This is a genomic window from Streptomyces sp. NBC_01341 (assembly GCF_035946055.1).
Taxonomy (GTDB): domain Bacteria; phylum Actinomycetota; class Actinomycetes; order Streptomycetales; family Streptomycetaceae; genus Streptomyces.
In genome coordinates this window covers 5,637,950-5,652,152 of the sequence record NZ_CP108364.1, presented here as the reverse complement: position 1 = coordinate 5,652,152, position 14,203 = coordinate 5,637,950, and the positions used below count along the sequence as shown (strand labels likewise).

The following is a 14,203-nucleotide window of genomic DNA, read 5'->3' as shown; positions in this document are numbered from 1 at the left end:
TCCTTGCCAAGCCGTGATCAAAGTACCTGGTCAGGGGCGAGCGGGACGTGACCCGCGGCAGGCCTCGGCCTTCAGCGGCGACCGTCGCGCCGGGCCGCCGCCACCAGCGCGAGGACCTGTTCCAGGACGCGACTGCCCCGAGGAGTCCTGAGGGGCTCGTACGTCCACGCGTGCCCCACCCAGGGGTCGGCGAGGTGGTCGTCGGCCACGGGGGTGATGCGCAGCAGGGAACGCCACAGGGGGTCGAGCACCGGGCCGTAGGCGCGGGCGTCCTCCCGGTCGGCCACCATCATCAGGTGCACGCCCACCGAGGGGCCCTCGTCAGCGAGGTAACGCAGTTGGGTGACGGCACGGTCGTCGAAACCGTGCGGGAAGTCGTTGACGATCAACAGCTGCTCGCCGGGGTCCAGGTCCGGTGGCAGTGAGTCGGCGGCGCCGGCCCGGATCGCCATCTGCACCAGGTCCACGCGCCGGGTGAGCTGCGCGAGCACCGAGGACACGCCAGCGGCGCCGGCCGCGGGCGGCCCGTCGAGGGCGCCCGCGGCGACCAGGGGCGCGAGAGCGCCGGCGCCGGACCCCGCCGGGTCGATGACGTGGACCGAGAACTCGTGGGCGGGATGGACGGCGATGAGCCGCGCCGCCAGGGCCACCGCGGTCCCCATCGCGAGCCCGCGCAGCTGGTCACCGTCCGTGGCCGCGGCGGCCTCGGAGGCGGTGCGGCCGCTGTCGACCCAGATCCCCCGCTCCAGCGGCAGCCGCACCAGCAAAGGGATGCGCAGGTCGGCCCGCTCGGGAAGGTGGAGGTCACCGATGCGCAGCGCCATGGGGATCTCCATGGGAACGCGGTACGCGTGCCAGACGGGGTTGTCCCAGCCCGCGTACGCTGCGGGCAGGGCCGGCTCGACGACGGCGGCCTCGGCGGCCAGCTGGGCCAGGTCGCGGTCGAGCACCTCGCGTGCCCGGGCGGTCAGCTCGTCACGCCTGGCGATGGCCTCGGCCCGGGCCCGGTCACCCGTCCCGCCGATGCGGCTGCGCGGGTCGGAGAGGGTCCGTTCGAGCTCCTGGTCCATGCGGGACTCGGCGAAGTCGACGGCGCTGCGGTGGGCGGCGACCGCTCGGGCGAGGTCCTCGAACATGCCCCAGATCTGGTTGTAGAGGCGCTCGTCCATGGACCAGCCCGTGGCGTCGCCGGCGACGGGCTGCGCGGGCTGTCCGGGCGCGGTGGGCGGCGCCGCCGGAGGGGGCGGGGGCGGGGCGGAGGCCCGACGACGCGGGTGCGCGTAGTCGACGGGCCCGCCGGCGGTCGCGTCGGCGCCCTGCGGGGCGGTGCGTTCGCCCTGCGGGACGGGGGAGGGACCCGGCCCCGGGGCATCGGGCCGGGTGTCCCCCGCGGCCGGCACGGGGCCCGCGGGGTGGCGGCCCCCCTCACCGTCCGGGGTACGCGGCGGGGGCGCCACGGAGCGGGCGAGTCCGGACACCACCGCCTCCTGGATGGAGGCGGCCAGCTCCGCCGCCTCGGGAAGGCCTTGGTCGGCGAGCATCTCGGCGAGTCCCGCGGCATATCCCTGGCCGACGGCACGCACCTTCCAGACGCCCTGGCGGCGGTAGAGCTCGACGGCGGTCACGGCGGACTCGGTGTCCAGTCCCGTGAGGGTGAAGGTGGCGATCGCCGTGCCGTCGAGTCCCGTGACGGCGACGAACGGCGCGGCGACGGCGCCGAACCGGGCGGGCCGTCCGGCACCCAGGGGCAGCGCCAGGAGAACGGTGACGCGGTGCACCGCGTCGGGCAGTGCGTCGAGATCGACGGCCAGCCGGTGATCGGCCGCCGCCTGCTGCGACACCTCCAGCCCGGGCAGCCGGTGCGAGCCGGGATGGGCGATCCACTCGACGCCGCGGACCGTGCCCCGCTCGTCCCCGAGGGTGGCCCCGGCGACGACGGGCGAGCCCGCCGACACCCTGATCTCCAGACGGGTCCGGGGCAAGGCGTGGTTCTGCCCCCGGACCAGCTCGGCCGTCATTGCCCCGTCCCCTCGACGTTCGATGTGGAGCCCTGCCGTGGGCGCAGCTCCCGGCGGCTGTTGCCTCCGGGAGCTGCTCGTACGGATGGTGCGGGCCGGGTACGGCCCCCGCGGGTCTACAGGTGCGGCAGGATCGCCGGCATCAGGTCCTGGAAGGTCCGGCCGTTGGCGGGGTTGCCGAGGGCGGTCATCTGCCATCCGGCGCCGGAGCGGTGCACCTTCGCCATGATCTGCGCCGTGTACTGGCCCCCGCCGTCGAGCGTGTAGCGGGCGAGCTCCTGGCCGTTGGTCTCGTCGACGATGCGGCAGAAGGCGTGTCGCACCTCCTGGAACGTCTGGCCGGTGAAGGAGTTCACCGTGAAGACGATCTGGTCGATGTGGACCGGGACCCGCTGCAGGTCGACCAGGATGGCCTCGTCGTCGCCGCCCGAGCCCGCGCCGCCGACGAGGTTGTCGCCGGTGTGCTTGACCGAGCCGTCGTCGCTGACGAGGTGGCGGAAGAACACGACGTCCACGGGCTGCTTGTCGGCGAAGAGCACCGCCGACGCGTCCAGGTCGACCTCCCGGGTGCGTGAACCGAACAGCCCGCGGCGCGGGGCCGCCTGCCAGCCGAGCCCCATCCGTACCGCGGTCAGGGTCCCCCCGTCGCTCTTCTGCAGGCTGATGGCCTGGCCCTTGGTCATGTTGACCGTCACGCGCTGTCCCCTCTCCGCTTGCCCCGCAACCATCGGTGTGCGGCGTCCCCGCACCCTAGCCAGTGCGCCGGGGCGAGAAGCAGTGGTAGGCCGTTTTTGTGTCGGTCCTGCAACACTGCGGGCCCCACCGGTCAGGCCAGCCCCGCCTCCCTCATCTGGCGCAGCTCCTTCTTCAGCTCCCCCACCTCGTCCCGCAGGCGCGCGGCCACCTCGAACTGCAGGTCGGCGGCGGCCGCCCGCATCCGGTCGGTCATCTCCTCGATGATCCCGGCGAGCTCGGCGGCGGGGCGGTCGGTGACCGCCACGGCACCCTTCTTCGCCTTGCCTCCCGCGGCGGCCTTGCCCCCGAGCGAGGGGACGGGCGCCTTGGTGTCCTTCGCCTGCCGGTAGCCGCTGCCGAGCAGTTGCTCGGTGTCGACCTCCTCGCGGGCGATGGACGCCACGATGTCGTTGATCTTCTTGCGCAGCGGCTGCGGATCGACACCGCGCTCGGTGTTGTAGGCGATCTGCTTCTCCCGGCGCCGGTTGGTCTCGTCGATCGCCTGCGCCATCGCCGGGGTGATCTTGTCGGCGTACATGTGGACCTGCCCCGAGACGTTACGGGCGGCGCGGCCGATGGTCTGGATCAGCGAGGTGCCCGAGCGCAGGAAGCCCTGCTTGTCGGCGTCGAGGATGGCCACGAGCGACACCTCCGGCAGGTCGAGGCCCTCGCGCAGGAGGTTGATGCCGACCAGGACGTCGTACTCGCCGGAGCGCAGCTCGCGCAGCAGCTCGATACGGCGCAGGGTGTCGACGTCACTGTGGAGGTAGCGGACCTGGATGCCGAGCTCGAGGAAGTAGTCGGTGAGGTCCTCGGACATCTTCTTCGTGAGGGTGGTGACCAGGACTCGCTCGTCCTTCTCGGTCCGCTTGCGGATCTCGTGGACCAGGTCGTCGATCTGGCCCTCGGTGGGCTTGACCACGACCTCCGGGTCCACGAGCCCCGTGGGCCGGATGATCTGCTCGACGAACCCGTCGCCGCGGGACAGTTCGTACTTTCCGGGGGTCGCGGAGAGGTACACCGTCTGGTTGATCCGGCCGAGGAACTCTTCCCATTTCAGTGGTCGGTTGTCCAGGGCCGAGGGGAGCCGGAAGCCGTGGTCCACGAGGGTCCGCTTGCGGGAGGCGTCGCCCTCGTACATCGCACCGATCTGCGGCACGGTCACGTGCGACTCGTCCAGGACGAGGAGGAAGTCCTCGGGGAAGTAGTCGAGGAGGGTGTTGGGGGCGGTGCCCGGGAGGCGGCCGTCGAAGTGCATCGAGTAGTTCTCGACGCCGGAGCAGGTGCCGATCTGGCGGAGCATCTCGATGTCGTACGTGGTGCGCATGCGCAGCCGCTGGGCCTCCAGCATCTTGCCCTGCTTCTCCAGCTCGGCGAGGCGCTGCTCCAGCTCCTGCTCGATGCCGGTGACGGCCTTCTCCATGCGCTCGGGGCCCGCGACGTAGTGGCTCGCGGGGAAGACGTGGAGCGACTGGTCCTCGCTGATGACCTCACCGGTGAGCGGGTGGAGGGTCGACAGCGCCTCGATCTCGTCGCCGAACATCTCGATGCGGACGGCCAGCTCCTCGTACACCGGGAAGATCTCGATGGTGTCGCCGCGGACCCGGAAGGTCCCGCGGGTGAACGCCAGGTCGTTGCGGGTGTACTGGATCTCGACGAAGCGGCGGAGCAGCGCGTCGCGGTCGACCTCGTCCCCGACCTTGAGCTGGACCATCCGGTCCACGTACTCCTGCGGGGTACCGAGGCCGTAGATGCACGAGACGGAGGCGACGACGACGACGTCGCGCCGGGTGAGCAGCGAGTTGGTGGCGGAGTGCCGCAGCCGCTCGACCTCCTCGTTGATCGAGGAGTCCTTCTCGATGTAGGTGTCCGACTGCGGGACGTACGCCTCGGGCTGGTAGTAGTCGTAGTACGAGACGAAGTACTCCACGGCGTTGTTCGGGAGGAGCTCGCGGAATTCGTTGGCCAGCTGGGCGGCGAGCGTCTTGTTCGGTGCCATGACCAGGGTGGGGCGCTGCAGCTTCTCGATCATCCAGGCGGTCGTGGCCGACTTGCCCGTGCCCGTCGCGCCGAGGAGGACCACGTCCTTCTCGCCCGCGCGCACACGCCGGTCCAGCTCCGCGATGGCCGCGGGCTGGTCGCCGCTGGGCCGATAGGGACTGACGACCTCGAAAGGCGCCACAGAACGTTCGATCTTCGAGACTGGCCGCATGCATCCACGGTACGGCCACCCACTGACAACGGCGTCGGATCAACGCTCGCGCGACTGCCGGTACTCCCTGCGCGAGGCGGTCTCGTAGGCACGCGGAGGGCGGCGCTGGACGGGGATCGACGTCATGTGCCCGCCGCGCCGGGGCGCCTGCCCGGACTCCCGCGCGGGCTCCTCGTGGCCACCGGTCACCACGAGTGGGTCGATCATCACGACCACGGCGGCCAGCAGCAGGAAGCAGCCGGGCCCGACCATCATCGGCAGGAGCAGCGAGGTCGGGGCCTCGCCGGGCGGCGACGCCGCGGCGCCGGGGTGCAGGTGGACGACGAGCGCGGCCATGCCCGTGTAGTGCATGCCGCTCACGGCCACGCCCATGACCACGCTGGCGCCGAGGCTGGGGAGGAAGCCGTGGATGGAGACGGCCGCCCACAGGGCCGCTGTCGCGGCGACCACGGCGATGACGACGGACAGCGAGACGGTGAGGGTGTCGTAGGCGAACTCGCCGTCGAAGTTCATTCCGGCCATGCCGAGGTAGTGCATCGAGGCGACGCCGAGGCCGGTGATGGTCCCGCCGGTGACCAGCGCCATGCGCGTGGCACCCCGGTAGCCGACGAGGAAGATGCCGATGCCGACCATCAGGATCGCCACGGCGAGGCTCGCGTAGGTGAGGGGCCGGTCGTAGGTGACCGGGGCCTCCTGGACGGTGAAGCCCAGCATCGCGATGAAGTGCATCGTCCAGATGCCCGAGCCGATGGAGGTCGCGCCGAGGGCCAGCCAGCCGGCTCTGGAGACGCCGCGCGTGCGCAGGGAGCGTGTGGTGCAGCGCAGGCCGAGGGCCGCGCCCAGGCACGCCATGACGAATGCCGTCAGCGGCGTCACTAGGCCGTAGGTGAATCCGTCAACTGTGCCCTGCATGCGTGTACGCCCTTCGCGGTGGCCCGGGTTCGGGGGTGACCCTAAAGGGCAAGGCCCGGCAGGCAAACATAAGAACGGCATTTTATCCGGCCCCGGAGGCGCTCCGGTTCCGGTCCCGACAATCCGTTCACATCATGACCGTCATCGTTCTGGCGCGCTTCGGAGGGTGGCCGGGGTCCTCAGGACGCGCGGTGTCTCCCCGTCACCCCCGGGGGCTCGACCGCACTCGCGTTCGACCTCCGGCCGGCCGGCCGAAGCCCCGGTGCAGAGAGTGTGAAAACCGTCGCCCGGACGTCGTCACCGGCTTCCTGGGCACCCCGGCGGTGGCCGGCTCCGGCGTGGACGGCGTCATCACCGGCCACCCGGACGTGGCGCGGACCCAAGCCGTCGACCGCACGCCCCGGGGCCCGCGGGACTCACCCACCGACCGCACGCCCCGGGGCGTTGTCGGTGGCCGGCCGTACGGTTGGTCCATGGAGAGCAGCGAGCAGGTCGTGGAGTGGTCCGTCGTGCCGAGCACCATCGGACCCCTCCTGCTCGCCGCGACCCCGGCGGGGCTGGTGACCGTGGGCTTCCACGCCCGCCCGCCGGTCCTGGACACGGCACTCGCGCAGCTGCGGACACGGCTGGGCGCGGAGCCCGTCCGGGCGCCGGATTCCGCGCTGCTGGCCGAGCCGGTGCGCCAGCTCGCCGCGTACTTCTCCGGGGAACTGCGGGATTTCTCGCTCCCGTTGGACTGGTCACTGACCTCCGGCTTCCACCGTGAGGTGCTCCGCGAGCTGGCCTCCGGCGTGCCGTACGGGGCGGTCGTGGGGTACGGCGACCTGGCCGCCCGGGTCGGCCGGCCCGACGGGGCGCAGGCCGTGGGCGCGGCCATGGGGTCCAACCCCCTGCCGGTGGTGGTGCCGTGCCACCGGGTGGTGGAGAGCGACGGGGGCCTCGGCGGGTTCGGCGGAGGGCTGGAGACGAAGCGGCAGCTGCTGGCCATCGAGGGTGTGCTCCCGCAGCCTCTGTTCTGAGCCGCCGGGCGCTCCGGGTCGCGCGGCGCCCGGCGCACCGTGGCCCGGCCCGGCGGGCTTCCGTTTACGGCACGACCGGGGCGCCGCAGCCCGGGCCCCGCCCCTCGGGCCGATGTCGTACACGGGTGCGAGCTGGCACACTGCGGCGGTGACGACAGCCTCCTCCCCCTCACGGATCACCGCCGCCGATCTGCCGGCGCTGCAGCGCCGGACCTCCGCCGTGCTCATCGGCAGCCAGATACTCGGCGGCCTCGGCGTGGCCGTCGGTATCGCCCTCGCCCCTGTGCTCGCGGCCGAGGTGAGCGGGTCCGAGGCCCTGTCGGGGCTCGCCCCCACCGCGTCCGTGACGGGCACGGCGCTCCTGTCCCTGCCGCTGGCCGCGCTGATGGCGTCACGGGGCAGGCGCCCTGGACTCGTCCTCGCCTATCTGATGGGATCGGCCGGGGCCCTCCTGGTGGTGACCGCCACCGTGATGGGCAGTTTCCCGCTGCTGCTGCTCGGGATGGCCGGTTTCGGGGCCGGCTCGTCGGCCAACCTCCAGGCGCGGTTCGCGGCCGCCGACCTCGCGGAGCCGGACCGGCGCGGCCGCGCGATCGCCACCGTCATCTGGGCCACCACGATCGGTTCGGTGCTGGGCCCCAACATCGCCGCCCCGGCGAGCCACGTCTTCAGGGACACCTTCGTGCCCGAGACGGCGGGTCCCTTCGCCTGGGCGTCGGGCATCTTCCTGATCACCGGCGTCCTGGTCGCCGTGCTGCTGCGCCCGGACCCGCTGCTGACCGCACGCGCACTCGCCCCCCAGGACACGGCGACCGCCGCGAACCGATCGCTGCGGGCGGGCGTCGCGGCGGTCCGCGCCTCCCCGATGGCGAGGCTGGCCCTGGTGACCGTCGCCGTGTCCCACACCGCGATGGTCTCCATCATGGTCATGACCCCCGTCCACCTGGGGCACCACGGCGCGGACATCCAGCTGATCGGCCTGGTGATCAGCGGGCACATCGCGGGGATGTACGCCTTCTCCCCCGTCATGGGCCGGCTCGCCGACCGGGTCGGACGACTGGCCGTGATCGGGCTGGCCGCCGGACTGCTGTGCTGCGCGGCGTTGCTGGCCGGCACGTCGGGCGGCGGTCACGCCCGGACGGCCGCGGGTCTGTTCGTCCTGGGCCTCGGCTGGTCCGCGGGGCTGGTCGCCGGTTCGGCGCTGCTCACGGACTCCGTGCCGCAGGCCGCGAGGGCAGCCGTGCAGGGACTCTCCGACCTCACGATGAACACGGCGGCGGGCGTGGGCGGCGCCCTCGCCGGAGTGATCGTCTCCCGGCTGGGATACGGCTGGCTCAACGCGGCCGCCGCCTGCCTCCTCCTGCCGATGGCCGCGCTGGCGCTGCGCAGGTCGCTCGTGCGGCCCGACCGGGACTCCGCGAAGGCCTGACCTCCGGGCGGGTCGTGAACGACCCGGCCGTGCGGGTTTGCGGCCGGGGCCCCCGCGACAGGGATGGGGCATGCCTCTGAACCCATCGTCATCAGCGACGTCGGACCATCAGGAGACGGGCCGCTACGCCCCGTTGCTCTCCGCCGAGGTGCGCGAAGCCCTCGGCGCGGGCGCACCCGTCGTCGCCCTGGAGTCGACGATCATCGCGCACGGCCTGCCACGCCCCCGGAATCTCCGGGTCGCGGAGGAACTGGAGGAGGCCGTACGCGAGGCGGGAGCCGTGCCGGCCACGGTCGCCGTGCTGGACGGACGGGCGCACGTCGGCCTGACCGCAACCCAGTTGGAGCGCGTCGCCGTGGACCCGGACGTGCGCAAGCTGGGTCACCGCGACCTCGCGCCCGCGCTGGCCCTGGGCGCGAGCGGGGCGACCACCGTGTCGGCGACGGCGTTCCTCGCGGCCGGGGCCGGCCTGCGCGTCTTCGCGACCGGCGGGCTCGGCGGTGTGCACCGGGAGTGGGCGCAGACCCAGGACGAGTCCGCCGATCTCCGCCTCCTCGCACGTACCGGCATCACGGTGGTGTGCGCGGGCGTGAAGTCGATCCTGGACGTTCCCGCCACCCTTCAGCGCCTGGAGACGCTCGGCGTGGGTGTCCTCGGTTACGGCACGGAGTACTTCCCCGGCTTCTATCTGAGCAGTTCCGGCGAGCCGGTCGACTGGACGGTGGACACGCCGCAGGAGGTGGCGGACGTGATGCGGGCCCGGGAGGAGCTGGGCGGCGCGCAGGCCTCGCTGATCGTCGCCAATCCGGTGCCGGAGAAGGATCAGTTGGATCCGGAGCTGCACGACCGGGTGCTCGCGCGCGCCCTGGACGCCTGCCGCAGCAAGGGCGTCATGGGGCAGGCCGTCACCCCGTTCCTCCTGGAGTACCTGATGCGGGAGACCGGCGGTGCCTCCCTGGAGGCCAATCTCGCGGCCGTGCGCGGGAATGTGCGGCTGGCCGCGCGGATCGCCGTCGCGGCGGCACGGTGAGCGGCGGCGCGCTGCTCGTCGTCGGGGAGGTGGTGACCGATGTGGTCGTCCGGCACGCCTCGGCGCCGGTCCACGGCACGGACACGCCCGCGCGGATCACGACGCTGCCCGGTGGCGCGGGTGCCAACGTGGCGTGCTGGGCAGCACGTTCGGGGTGCCGGACCGTACGGCTGCTCGCCCGGGCCGGTGCCGAGTCGGTGTCCTGGCACGGGGAAGTGCTGCGGAGGGCGGGGGTGTGCCCGCTGCTGGCCGTGGACGCGGAGGTACCGAGCGGCACGGTGGTGGCCCTCGTCGACCCCTCGGCGGAGCGCACCTTCCTCACCGACAGCGGCGCGGTCCTGCGCCTGTGTCCCGACGACTGGTCCCCGGCGCTGCTCGACGGTGTCGCCCGCCTCCACGTCTCCGGTTACCTCCTGTTCGGGGAACCCAGCCGGACGACGGCGCTGCTGGCCCTGCGCGAGGCACGCCTCCGGGGCGTACCGGCGAGCGTGGACCCGGCGTCGGCGGGTTTCCTGGCGGAGCTGGGCGCGGGGGCGTTCCTCGGTCTGGTCGACGGTGTGGACCTGCTGCTGCCCAACGCGGACGAGGCGCGTGAGCTGACCGGACTGCCGGACCCCGCGGACGCGGCGGCCAAGCTGAGCCGTCACGCCGGCCGGGTCGCCGTCACGCTCGGGGACCGGGGTGTCGTGCTGGCTTCCGGCGGCGCGGTGACCGCACGCGTGCCCGCCGCGGCGGGAGCGGTGCCGGTGGACTCGACGGGGGCGGGTGACGCGTTCACCGGGGGCTTCCTCGCGGCCCTCGTCGCCGGGGCGGACGAGGTCGCGGCGGCCCGGGCGGGCTGCCGGGCGGGGGCGGACGCGGTCGCCACGCTGGGCGGGCGTCCCGGTCCGGGTCGACCCGCGTAGTCATCCGCCGAGGCCTGTCCACGCCGGGTGCCTGGGGTCGTCGGCGCGTACGACCACGTCCGCGCGGGCTGCCGGTGCGACCTCGTCGTCGTACCGCGCGAAGGCGGGCAGAGTCCACCGCTCGTCCTCCGCGGTGCGCCGTCGCAGCGCCCCCGGGGTGAGGCTCAGGTGGATGCCCAGGTCGAAGGGGAACCACTGGCCGAGGAGCAGCGGGCCGTGCAGGACGAGCACCCCGCCCTCGGGCAGCTCGACGTACGGGCTGCGGGTCGCCCGGTCCGTGACGGGGTCCCAGAGGTCGGGCAGTACGCGCCCGCTGCCGCCCGCGTCCAGCGGCCGGAACACCTCCCGCCACAGCGCGCCGGTGTCGAACCAGCCGTCGGCGTAGCTGTCGGGGTCCTCCTTGCCGTACTCGTAGCGCAGACTGGCCGGCCTCAGGAAGCCGTCGGTGGAGACGGTGAGCACGGGGCGCCCGAGGGAGCGCAGCGCCTCGGCCAGGCGTCCGGCGGGCTCCTCCGGGCGGGCCGCCGGTGCGCCGTCGACCCCGATCCGCAACCAGGACCCGCCGTCGGCCGGTTCGAGTCCGTCGGCGTGGGCCGCGAGGGTGCCGGCCAGCTTTTCCCAGGTGATGGCTTCATATCGCACGTAGGCATCATCGCCCCCCGCGCGTGTGATGCGTGGGGATCTCGCGCACCCTCCGGCAGGTGACGGCTCAGCCGGCGGACGCGCCCCGGGCGGCAGGACAGGCGACCGCGTCCGCGTCGTCGGAGAGTGCGCTGCCCGCGGGGAGGAGGTAGGTCACCCACAGCACGACGGGCTCCGTCCCGAGATTCCGTCCGATGTGCCGGTGTCGGGTGCCGGACGGCTCGATGAAGGACGTACCCGCGGGCGTCACCTCGACGGAGCAGTCGTCGAGGGTCCTGGTCAGCGTCCCGGACTTGACGACGGCGATCAACTGCCCGCTGTGCGTGTGCCAGCCGGTGGACCCGCCGGGCGCCACGGTGATCTCCCGGAAGGTCACGTCGGTGCGGCCCTTCGGTGTCTTCACCTTGAGCTTGCCCTGGGACGTGCCGACGGCGACGACCGTGGCGCTCACCCCGCTGCCCGGTGTGGCGACCGCGGCCGCCGGCAGCAGTCCGAGCACACCGACACCCGCACCGACGAGCAGGGCTCTGCGTCCCGCCCGCCACTTCTTCGCACCGCTGCCGCTCCTCGCACCGATCGTCCCGCCGAATCCCATGAACGACTCCTCAGCATCCGCGCCCGATGAACGCCCACACGCTACCGCCGAGTTGGGCTCAGCGCGTCAGGCGCGCTGCTGTCGGGCCCGCACGGAGTTCGGCGGCGAGGGGGCCGTCGCCGAGTACCTGCGCGACTCCGTCCCGCACCGCTTCGGCGAGCGTGCGGTCGCCGCGCCCGATGGCCAGGGCCACGTCGGTGGTGAGCGCGAGGCAGGCGTCCGGCTGCACGGCGGGGCCGTAGCCGTACACCTGGCCGGCGCTTGTCTCCGCTCCGGTACTGATGTGGAACTCCCCCTCCTCCAGCCTCACTTCGACGACCCCGTGACGCGTGAGGCCGTCCAGGGCGCGCAGCAGGGGCAGCGCGAACCAGTGCGCCCTGACCGCGTCGGTGGGGCGGCGCTCGGCGAGCGCGGGCGCCCCCCACCGGGCGAGGGCCGTGAGGACCGGGAGCAGTCCCCGGCCGTGCTCGGTCAGTTCGTAGACCGCCGCCGCCGCCGGGGGCGGGAGCCTGCGGCGCACGGCGAGGCCCCCCTGCTCCATGTCCCTCAGCCGGGAGGCCAGTACGTCCGTGCTCACTCCGGGCAGATCGGCGTGCAGGTCGGTGTACCGGCGTGGACCCGCCAGCAGTTCACGGACGATCAGCAGCGTCCACCGGTCACCGACGGAGTCGAGGGCCCGTGCGGCGGCGCAGTACTGGTCGTAGCTCCGGCGGCGGGCGGGGCGTGCGGGCTGTTGCTGACGAGGCATGAGACGCAGTCTAGACATGTTGTTGGACTTTCCAAGCCCGAGCTTGGTAAAACCAAGTATCGCAATCCAGGGTTGGGGAGGCACCGCATGGAGTTCCGGCAGTCCAGCAAGCTCGACGAGGTCTGTTACGAGATCCGGGGTCCGGTCATCGAACAGGCCAACGCCCTCGAGGAAGCGGGCCACAGCGTCCTGCGGCTCAACACGGGCAATCCGGCGCTCTTCGGCTTCGAGGCACCGGAGGAAATCGTCCAGGACATGATCCGGATGCTCCCCCAGGCGCACGGCTACACCGATTCACGCGGCATCCTGTCCGCGCGCCGCGCCGTGGCCCAGCGCTACCAGGCGATGGGGCTCGCCGACGTCGACGTGGACGACATCTTCCTCGGCAACGGTGTGTCCGAGCTGATCTCCATGGCGGTGCAGGCGCTCCTGGAGGACGGCGACGAGATCCTGATCCCCAGCCCCGACTACCCGCTCTGGACCGCGGTCACCACGCTGGCGGGCGGCAGGGCCGTCCACTACACCTGCGACGAGGGGGCGGACTGGAACCCCGACCTCGCCGACATGGCCGCGAAGATCACCGACCGCACCAGGGCCCTGGTGATCATCAACCCGAACAACCCGACGGGCGCCGTCTACTCCCGCGAGGTCCTCGACGGGATGCTCGACCTGGCCCGCAGGCACGGCCTGATGGTCTTCGCCGACGAGATCTACGACCAGATCCTCTACGACGACGCCGAGCACCACAGCGTTGCCGTCCTGGCGCCGGACCTGCTCTGCCTCACCTTCAGCGGGCTGTCCAAGACGTACCGCGTCGCCGGGTTCCGCTCGGGCTGGATGGTCGTGTCCGGCCCGCGGCAGCACGCCCGGAGCTATCTGGAGGGTCTGACCACGCTCGCCTCCATGCGGCTGTGCCCCAACGCCCCGGCGCAGTACGCGATCCAGGCCGCGCTCGGCGGCCGGCAGTCCATCCGGGAGCTCGTGGCCCCGGGCGGCAGGCTCCACGAACAGCGCAACCGGGCGTGGGAGCGTCTCAACGAGATCCCCGGGGTGTCGTGCGTGAAGCCGAAGGGCGCCCTGTACGCGTTCCCACGCATCGACCCGAAGGTGCACCCCATCGTCGACGACGAACGCTTCGTCCTCGATCTGCTACTGCGTGAGAAGATCCAGGTGGTGCAGGGCACCGGCTTCAACTGGCCCCGCCCGGACCACTTCCGCATCCTCACCCTGCCGCACGCCGACGACCTGGACGCGGCGATCAGCCGCATCGGCCGCTTCCTGAACGGATACCGCCAGTGACGATCTGCCGGGCCTGCCACGTCCCCGTCCTCACGCAGTTCGCCTCGCCGGATCTGGTGGGCTCGATCGTGGAGGGCGGCCTCGACCCGGCGGAGGACCCCCGGTGGGCGGAATCGGGCGCCTCGTCGCCCGCCGAATACGCACGCTGGTCCGGGCACCTGTGCGGCATGACGTGTCTGCGCATGGCGCTGGGCCCGGACTCTCCGGACCTGTTCACGCTGCGGGACGGGGCGGTGAAGTACGACGCCTACACCGAGGACACCGACGGCGTGATCAAGGGGCTGGTCTACGCGCCCTTCGCCCGGTACGCGTCCGAAGTGCACGGCCTCGACGCGGTCGTCCACCGCGAACTGTCCCCCGCCGCACTGCTCGGACTGCTGGACGAGGGGCGGAGCGTCATGGCGTCGGTGCACTACGGCATCAGGCATCCGGGGACACCGGCCCCCGGGCGTGGCGGCCACCTCGTGCTGGTCACCGCCCGTGCGGCGGACGGGGACGGCGTGCACTTCCACAACCCGTCGGGGACGACGGCGGGGACGCGTGACGCGACCCTGACGCTGCCGGTCTTCGAGCGCTTCTTCGCCCGCCGCGGAGTGTCCCTGCCGGGCGGTACGGCCGGCGGCTGACGCCCGGAGCCGCCACCGGAGAACCGCTGATCG

General features: G+C 72.7%; 13 protein-coding genes. 6 read left to right on the top strand and 7 right to left on the bottom strand.

What is annotated here, in order from left to right; translation table 11 throughout:
• Nucleotides 1-71: 71 nt before the first annotated feature.
• From OG206_RS24805 to OG206_RS24790, 4 genes are all read right to left on the bottom strand, one after another.
• Nucleotides 72-2,018, bottom strand: a complete 1,947-nt coding sequence (locus OG206_RS24805) for a TerD family protein (protein ID WP_327119717.1) — start codon at nt 2,016-2,018, stop codon at nt 72-74.
• A gap of 116 nt (nt 2,019-2,134) precedes the next feature.
• Nucleotides 2,135-2,713 carry a TerD family protein gene (locus OG206_RS24800; protein ID WP_327119715.1) on the bottom strand — a complete coding sequence of 193 codons (579 nt, stop codon included), beginning with the start codon at nt 2,711-2,713 and terminating at the stop codon, nt 2,135-2,137.
• Nucleotides 2,714-2,844: 131 nt separating this feature from the next.
• Nucleotides 2,845-4,965: an excinuclease ABC subunit UvrB gene (gene uvrB, locus OG206_RS24795; protein ID WP_327119713.1), complete on the bottom strand. Its 2,121-nt coding sequence runs from the start codon at nt 4,963-4,965 to the stop codon at nt 2,845-2,847.
• Nucleotides 4,966-5,004: 39 nt separating this feature from the next.
• Nucleotides 5,005-5,877 (bottom strand): MHYT domain-containing protein, encoded by an 873-nt coding sequence (locus OG206_RS24790; RefSeq protein ID WP_327119711.1) that lies wholly within the window; start codon nt 5,875-5,877, stop codon nt 5,005-5,007.
• Nucleotides 5,878-6,350: 473 nt separating this feature from the next.
• Here OG206_RS24790 and OG206_RS24785 point away from each other — a divergent pair, with 473 nt between their 5' ends.
• The 4 genes from OG206_RS24785 to OG206_RS24770 all read left to right on the top strand — a co-directional run bounded on the left by OG206_RS24785 (nt 6,351) and on the right by OG206_RS24770 (nt 10,260).
• Nucleotides 6,351-6,896, top strand: coding sequence for a methylated-DNA--[protein]-cysteine S-methyltransferase (locus OG206_RS24785; protein WP_327119709.1), 546 nt, complete (start codon nt 6,351-6,353; stop codon nt 6,894-6,896).
• Between the two features lie 220 nt (nt 6,897-7,116).
• A complete protein-coding gene (locus tag OG206_RS24780) occupies nt 7,117-8,325 on the top strand; it encodes an MFS transporter (protein ID WP_442805961.1) in 1,209 nt (402 codons plus the stop codon).
• 70 nt (nt 8,326-8,395) lie between these two features.
• Nucleotides 8,396-9,355 (top strand): pseudouridine-5'-phosphate glycosidase, encoded by a 960-nt coding sequence (locus OG206_RS24775; RefSeq protein ID WP_327119705.1) that lies wholly within the window; start codon nt 8,396-8,398, stop codon nt 9,353-9,355.
• On the top strand, nt 9,352-10,260 hold the full coding sequence (locus tag OG206_RS24770) for a carbohydrate kinase family protein (protein ID WP_327119703.1): 909 nt from the start codon (nt 9,352-9,354) through the stop codon (nt 10,258-10,260). The genes OG206_RS24775 and OG206_RS24770 overlap by 4 nt, the downstream gene beginning before the upstream one ends.
• Here the strand turns inward: OG206_RS24770 and OG206_RS24765 are convergent, their stop codons facing one another.
• The 3 genes from OG206_RS24765 to OG206_RS24755 form a co-directional block, all read right to left on the bottom strand.
• Nucleotides 10,261-10,902, bottom strand: a complete 642-nt coding sequence (locus OG206_RS24765) for a uridine kinase (RefSeq protein WP_327119701.1) — start codon at nt 10,900-10,902, stop codon at nt 10,261-10,263.
• 67 nt (nt 10,903-10,969) lie between these two features.
• Entirely contained in the window at nt 10,970-11,497 is a 528-nt protein-coding gene (locus tag OG206_RS24760) for a cupin domain-containing protein (RefSeq protein ID WP_327119699.1), read from the bottom strand.
• Between the two features lie 58 nt (nt 11,498-11,555).
• Nucleotides 11,556-12,245 (bottom strand): winged helix-turn-helix transcriptional regulator, encoded by a 690-nt coding sequence (locus OG206_RS24755; RefSeq protein ID WP_327119697.1) that lies wholly within the window; start codon nt 12,243-12,245, stop codon nt 11,556-11,558.
• Nucleotides 12,246-12,332: 87 nt separating this feature from the next.
• On the opposite strand from OG206_RS24755, the gene OG206_RS24750 reads away from it, so the two are divergent.
• Both OG206_RS24750 and OG206_RS24745 read left to right on the top strand, forming a co-directional pair.
• Nucleotides 12,333-13,544, top strand: a complete 1,212-nt coding sequence (locus OG206_RS24750; RefSeq protein ID WP_327119695.1) for a pyridoxal phosphate-dependent aminotransferase — start codon at nt 12,333-12,335, stop codon at nt 13,542-13,544.
• On the top strand, nt 13,541-14,170 hold the full coding sequence (locus OG206_RS24745; protein WP_327119693.1) for a peptidase: 630 nt from the start codon (nt 13,541-13,543) through the stop codon (nt 14,168-14,170). Before OG206_RS24750 ends, OG206_RS24745 begins: the two co-directional genes overlap by 4 nt.
• Nucleotides 14,171-14,203: the final 33 nt, after the last annotated feature.

Coding starts and splice junctions, on each gene's coding strand:
- OG206_RS24775 (WP_327119705.1), top strand. CDS start 8,396: ATGCCTCTGAACCCATCGTCATCAGCGACGTCGGACCATCAGGAGACG.
- OG206_RS24755 (WP_327119697.1), bottom strand. CDS start 12,245: ATGCCTCGTCAGCAACAGCCCGCACGCCCCGCCCGCCGCCGGAGCTAC.
- OG206_RS24785 (WP_327119709.1), top strand. CDS start 6,351: ATGGAGAGCAGCGAGCAGGTCGTGGAGTGGTCCGTCGTGCCGAGCACC.
- uvrB (WP_327119713.1), bottom strand. CDS start 4,965: ATGCGGCCAGTCTCGAAGATCGAACGTTCTGTGGCGCCTTTCGAGGTC.
- OG206_RS24790 (WP_327119711.1), bottom strand. CDS start 5,877: ATGCAGGGCACAGTTGACGGATTCACCTACGGCCTAGTGACGCCGCTG.
- OG206_RS24750 (WP_327119695.1), top strand. CDS start 12,333: ATGGAGTTCCGGCAGTCCAGCAAGCTCGACGAGGTCTGTTACGAGATC.
- OG206_RS24805 (WP_327119717.1), bottom strand. CDS start 2,018: ATGACGGCCGAGCTGGTCCGGGGGCAGAACCACGCCTTGCCCCGGACC.
- OG206_RS24760 (WP_327119699.1), bottom strand. CDS start 11,497: ATGGGATTCGGCGGGACGATCGGTGCGAGGAGCGGCAGCGGTGCGAAG.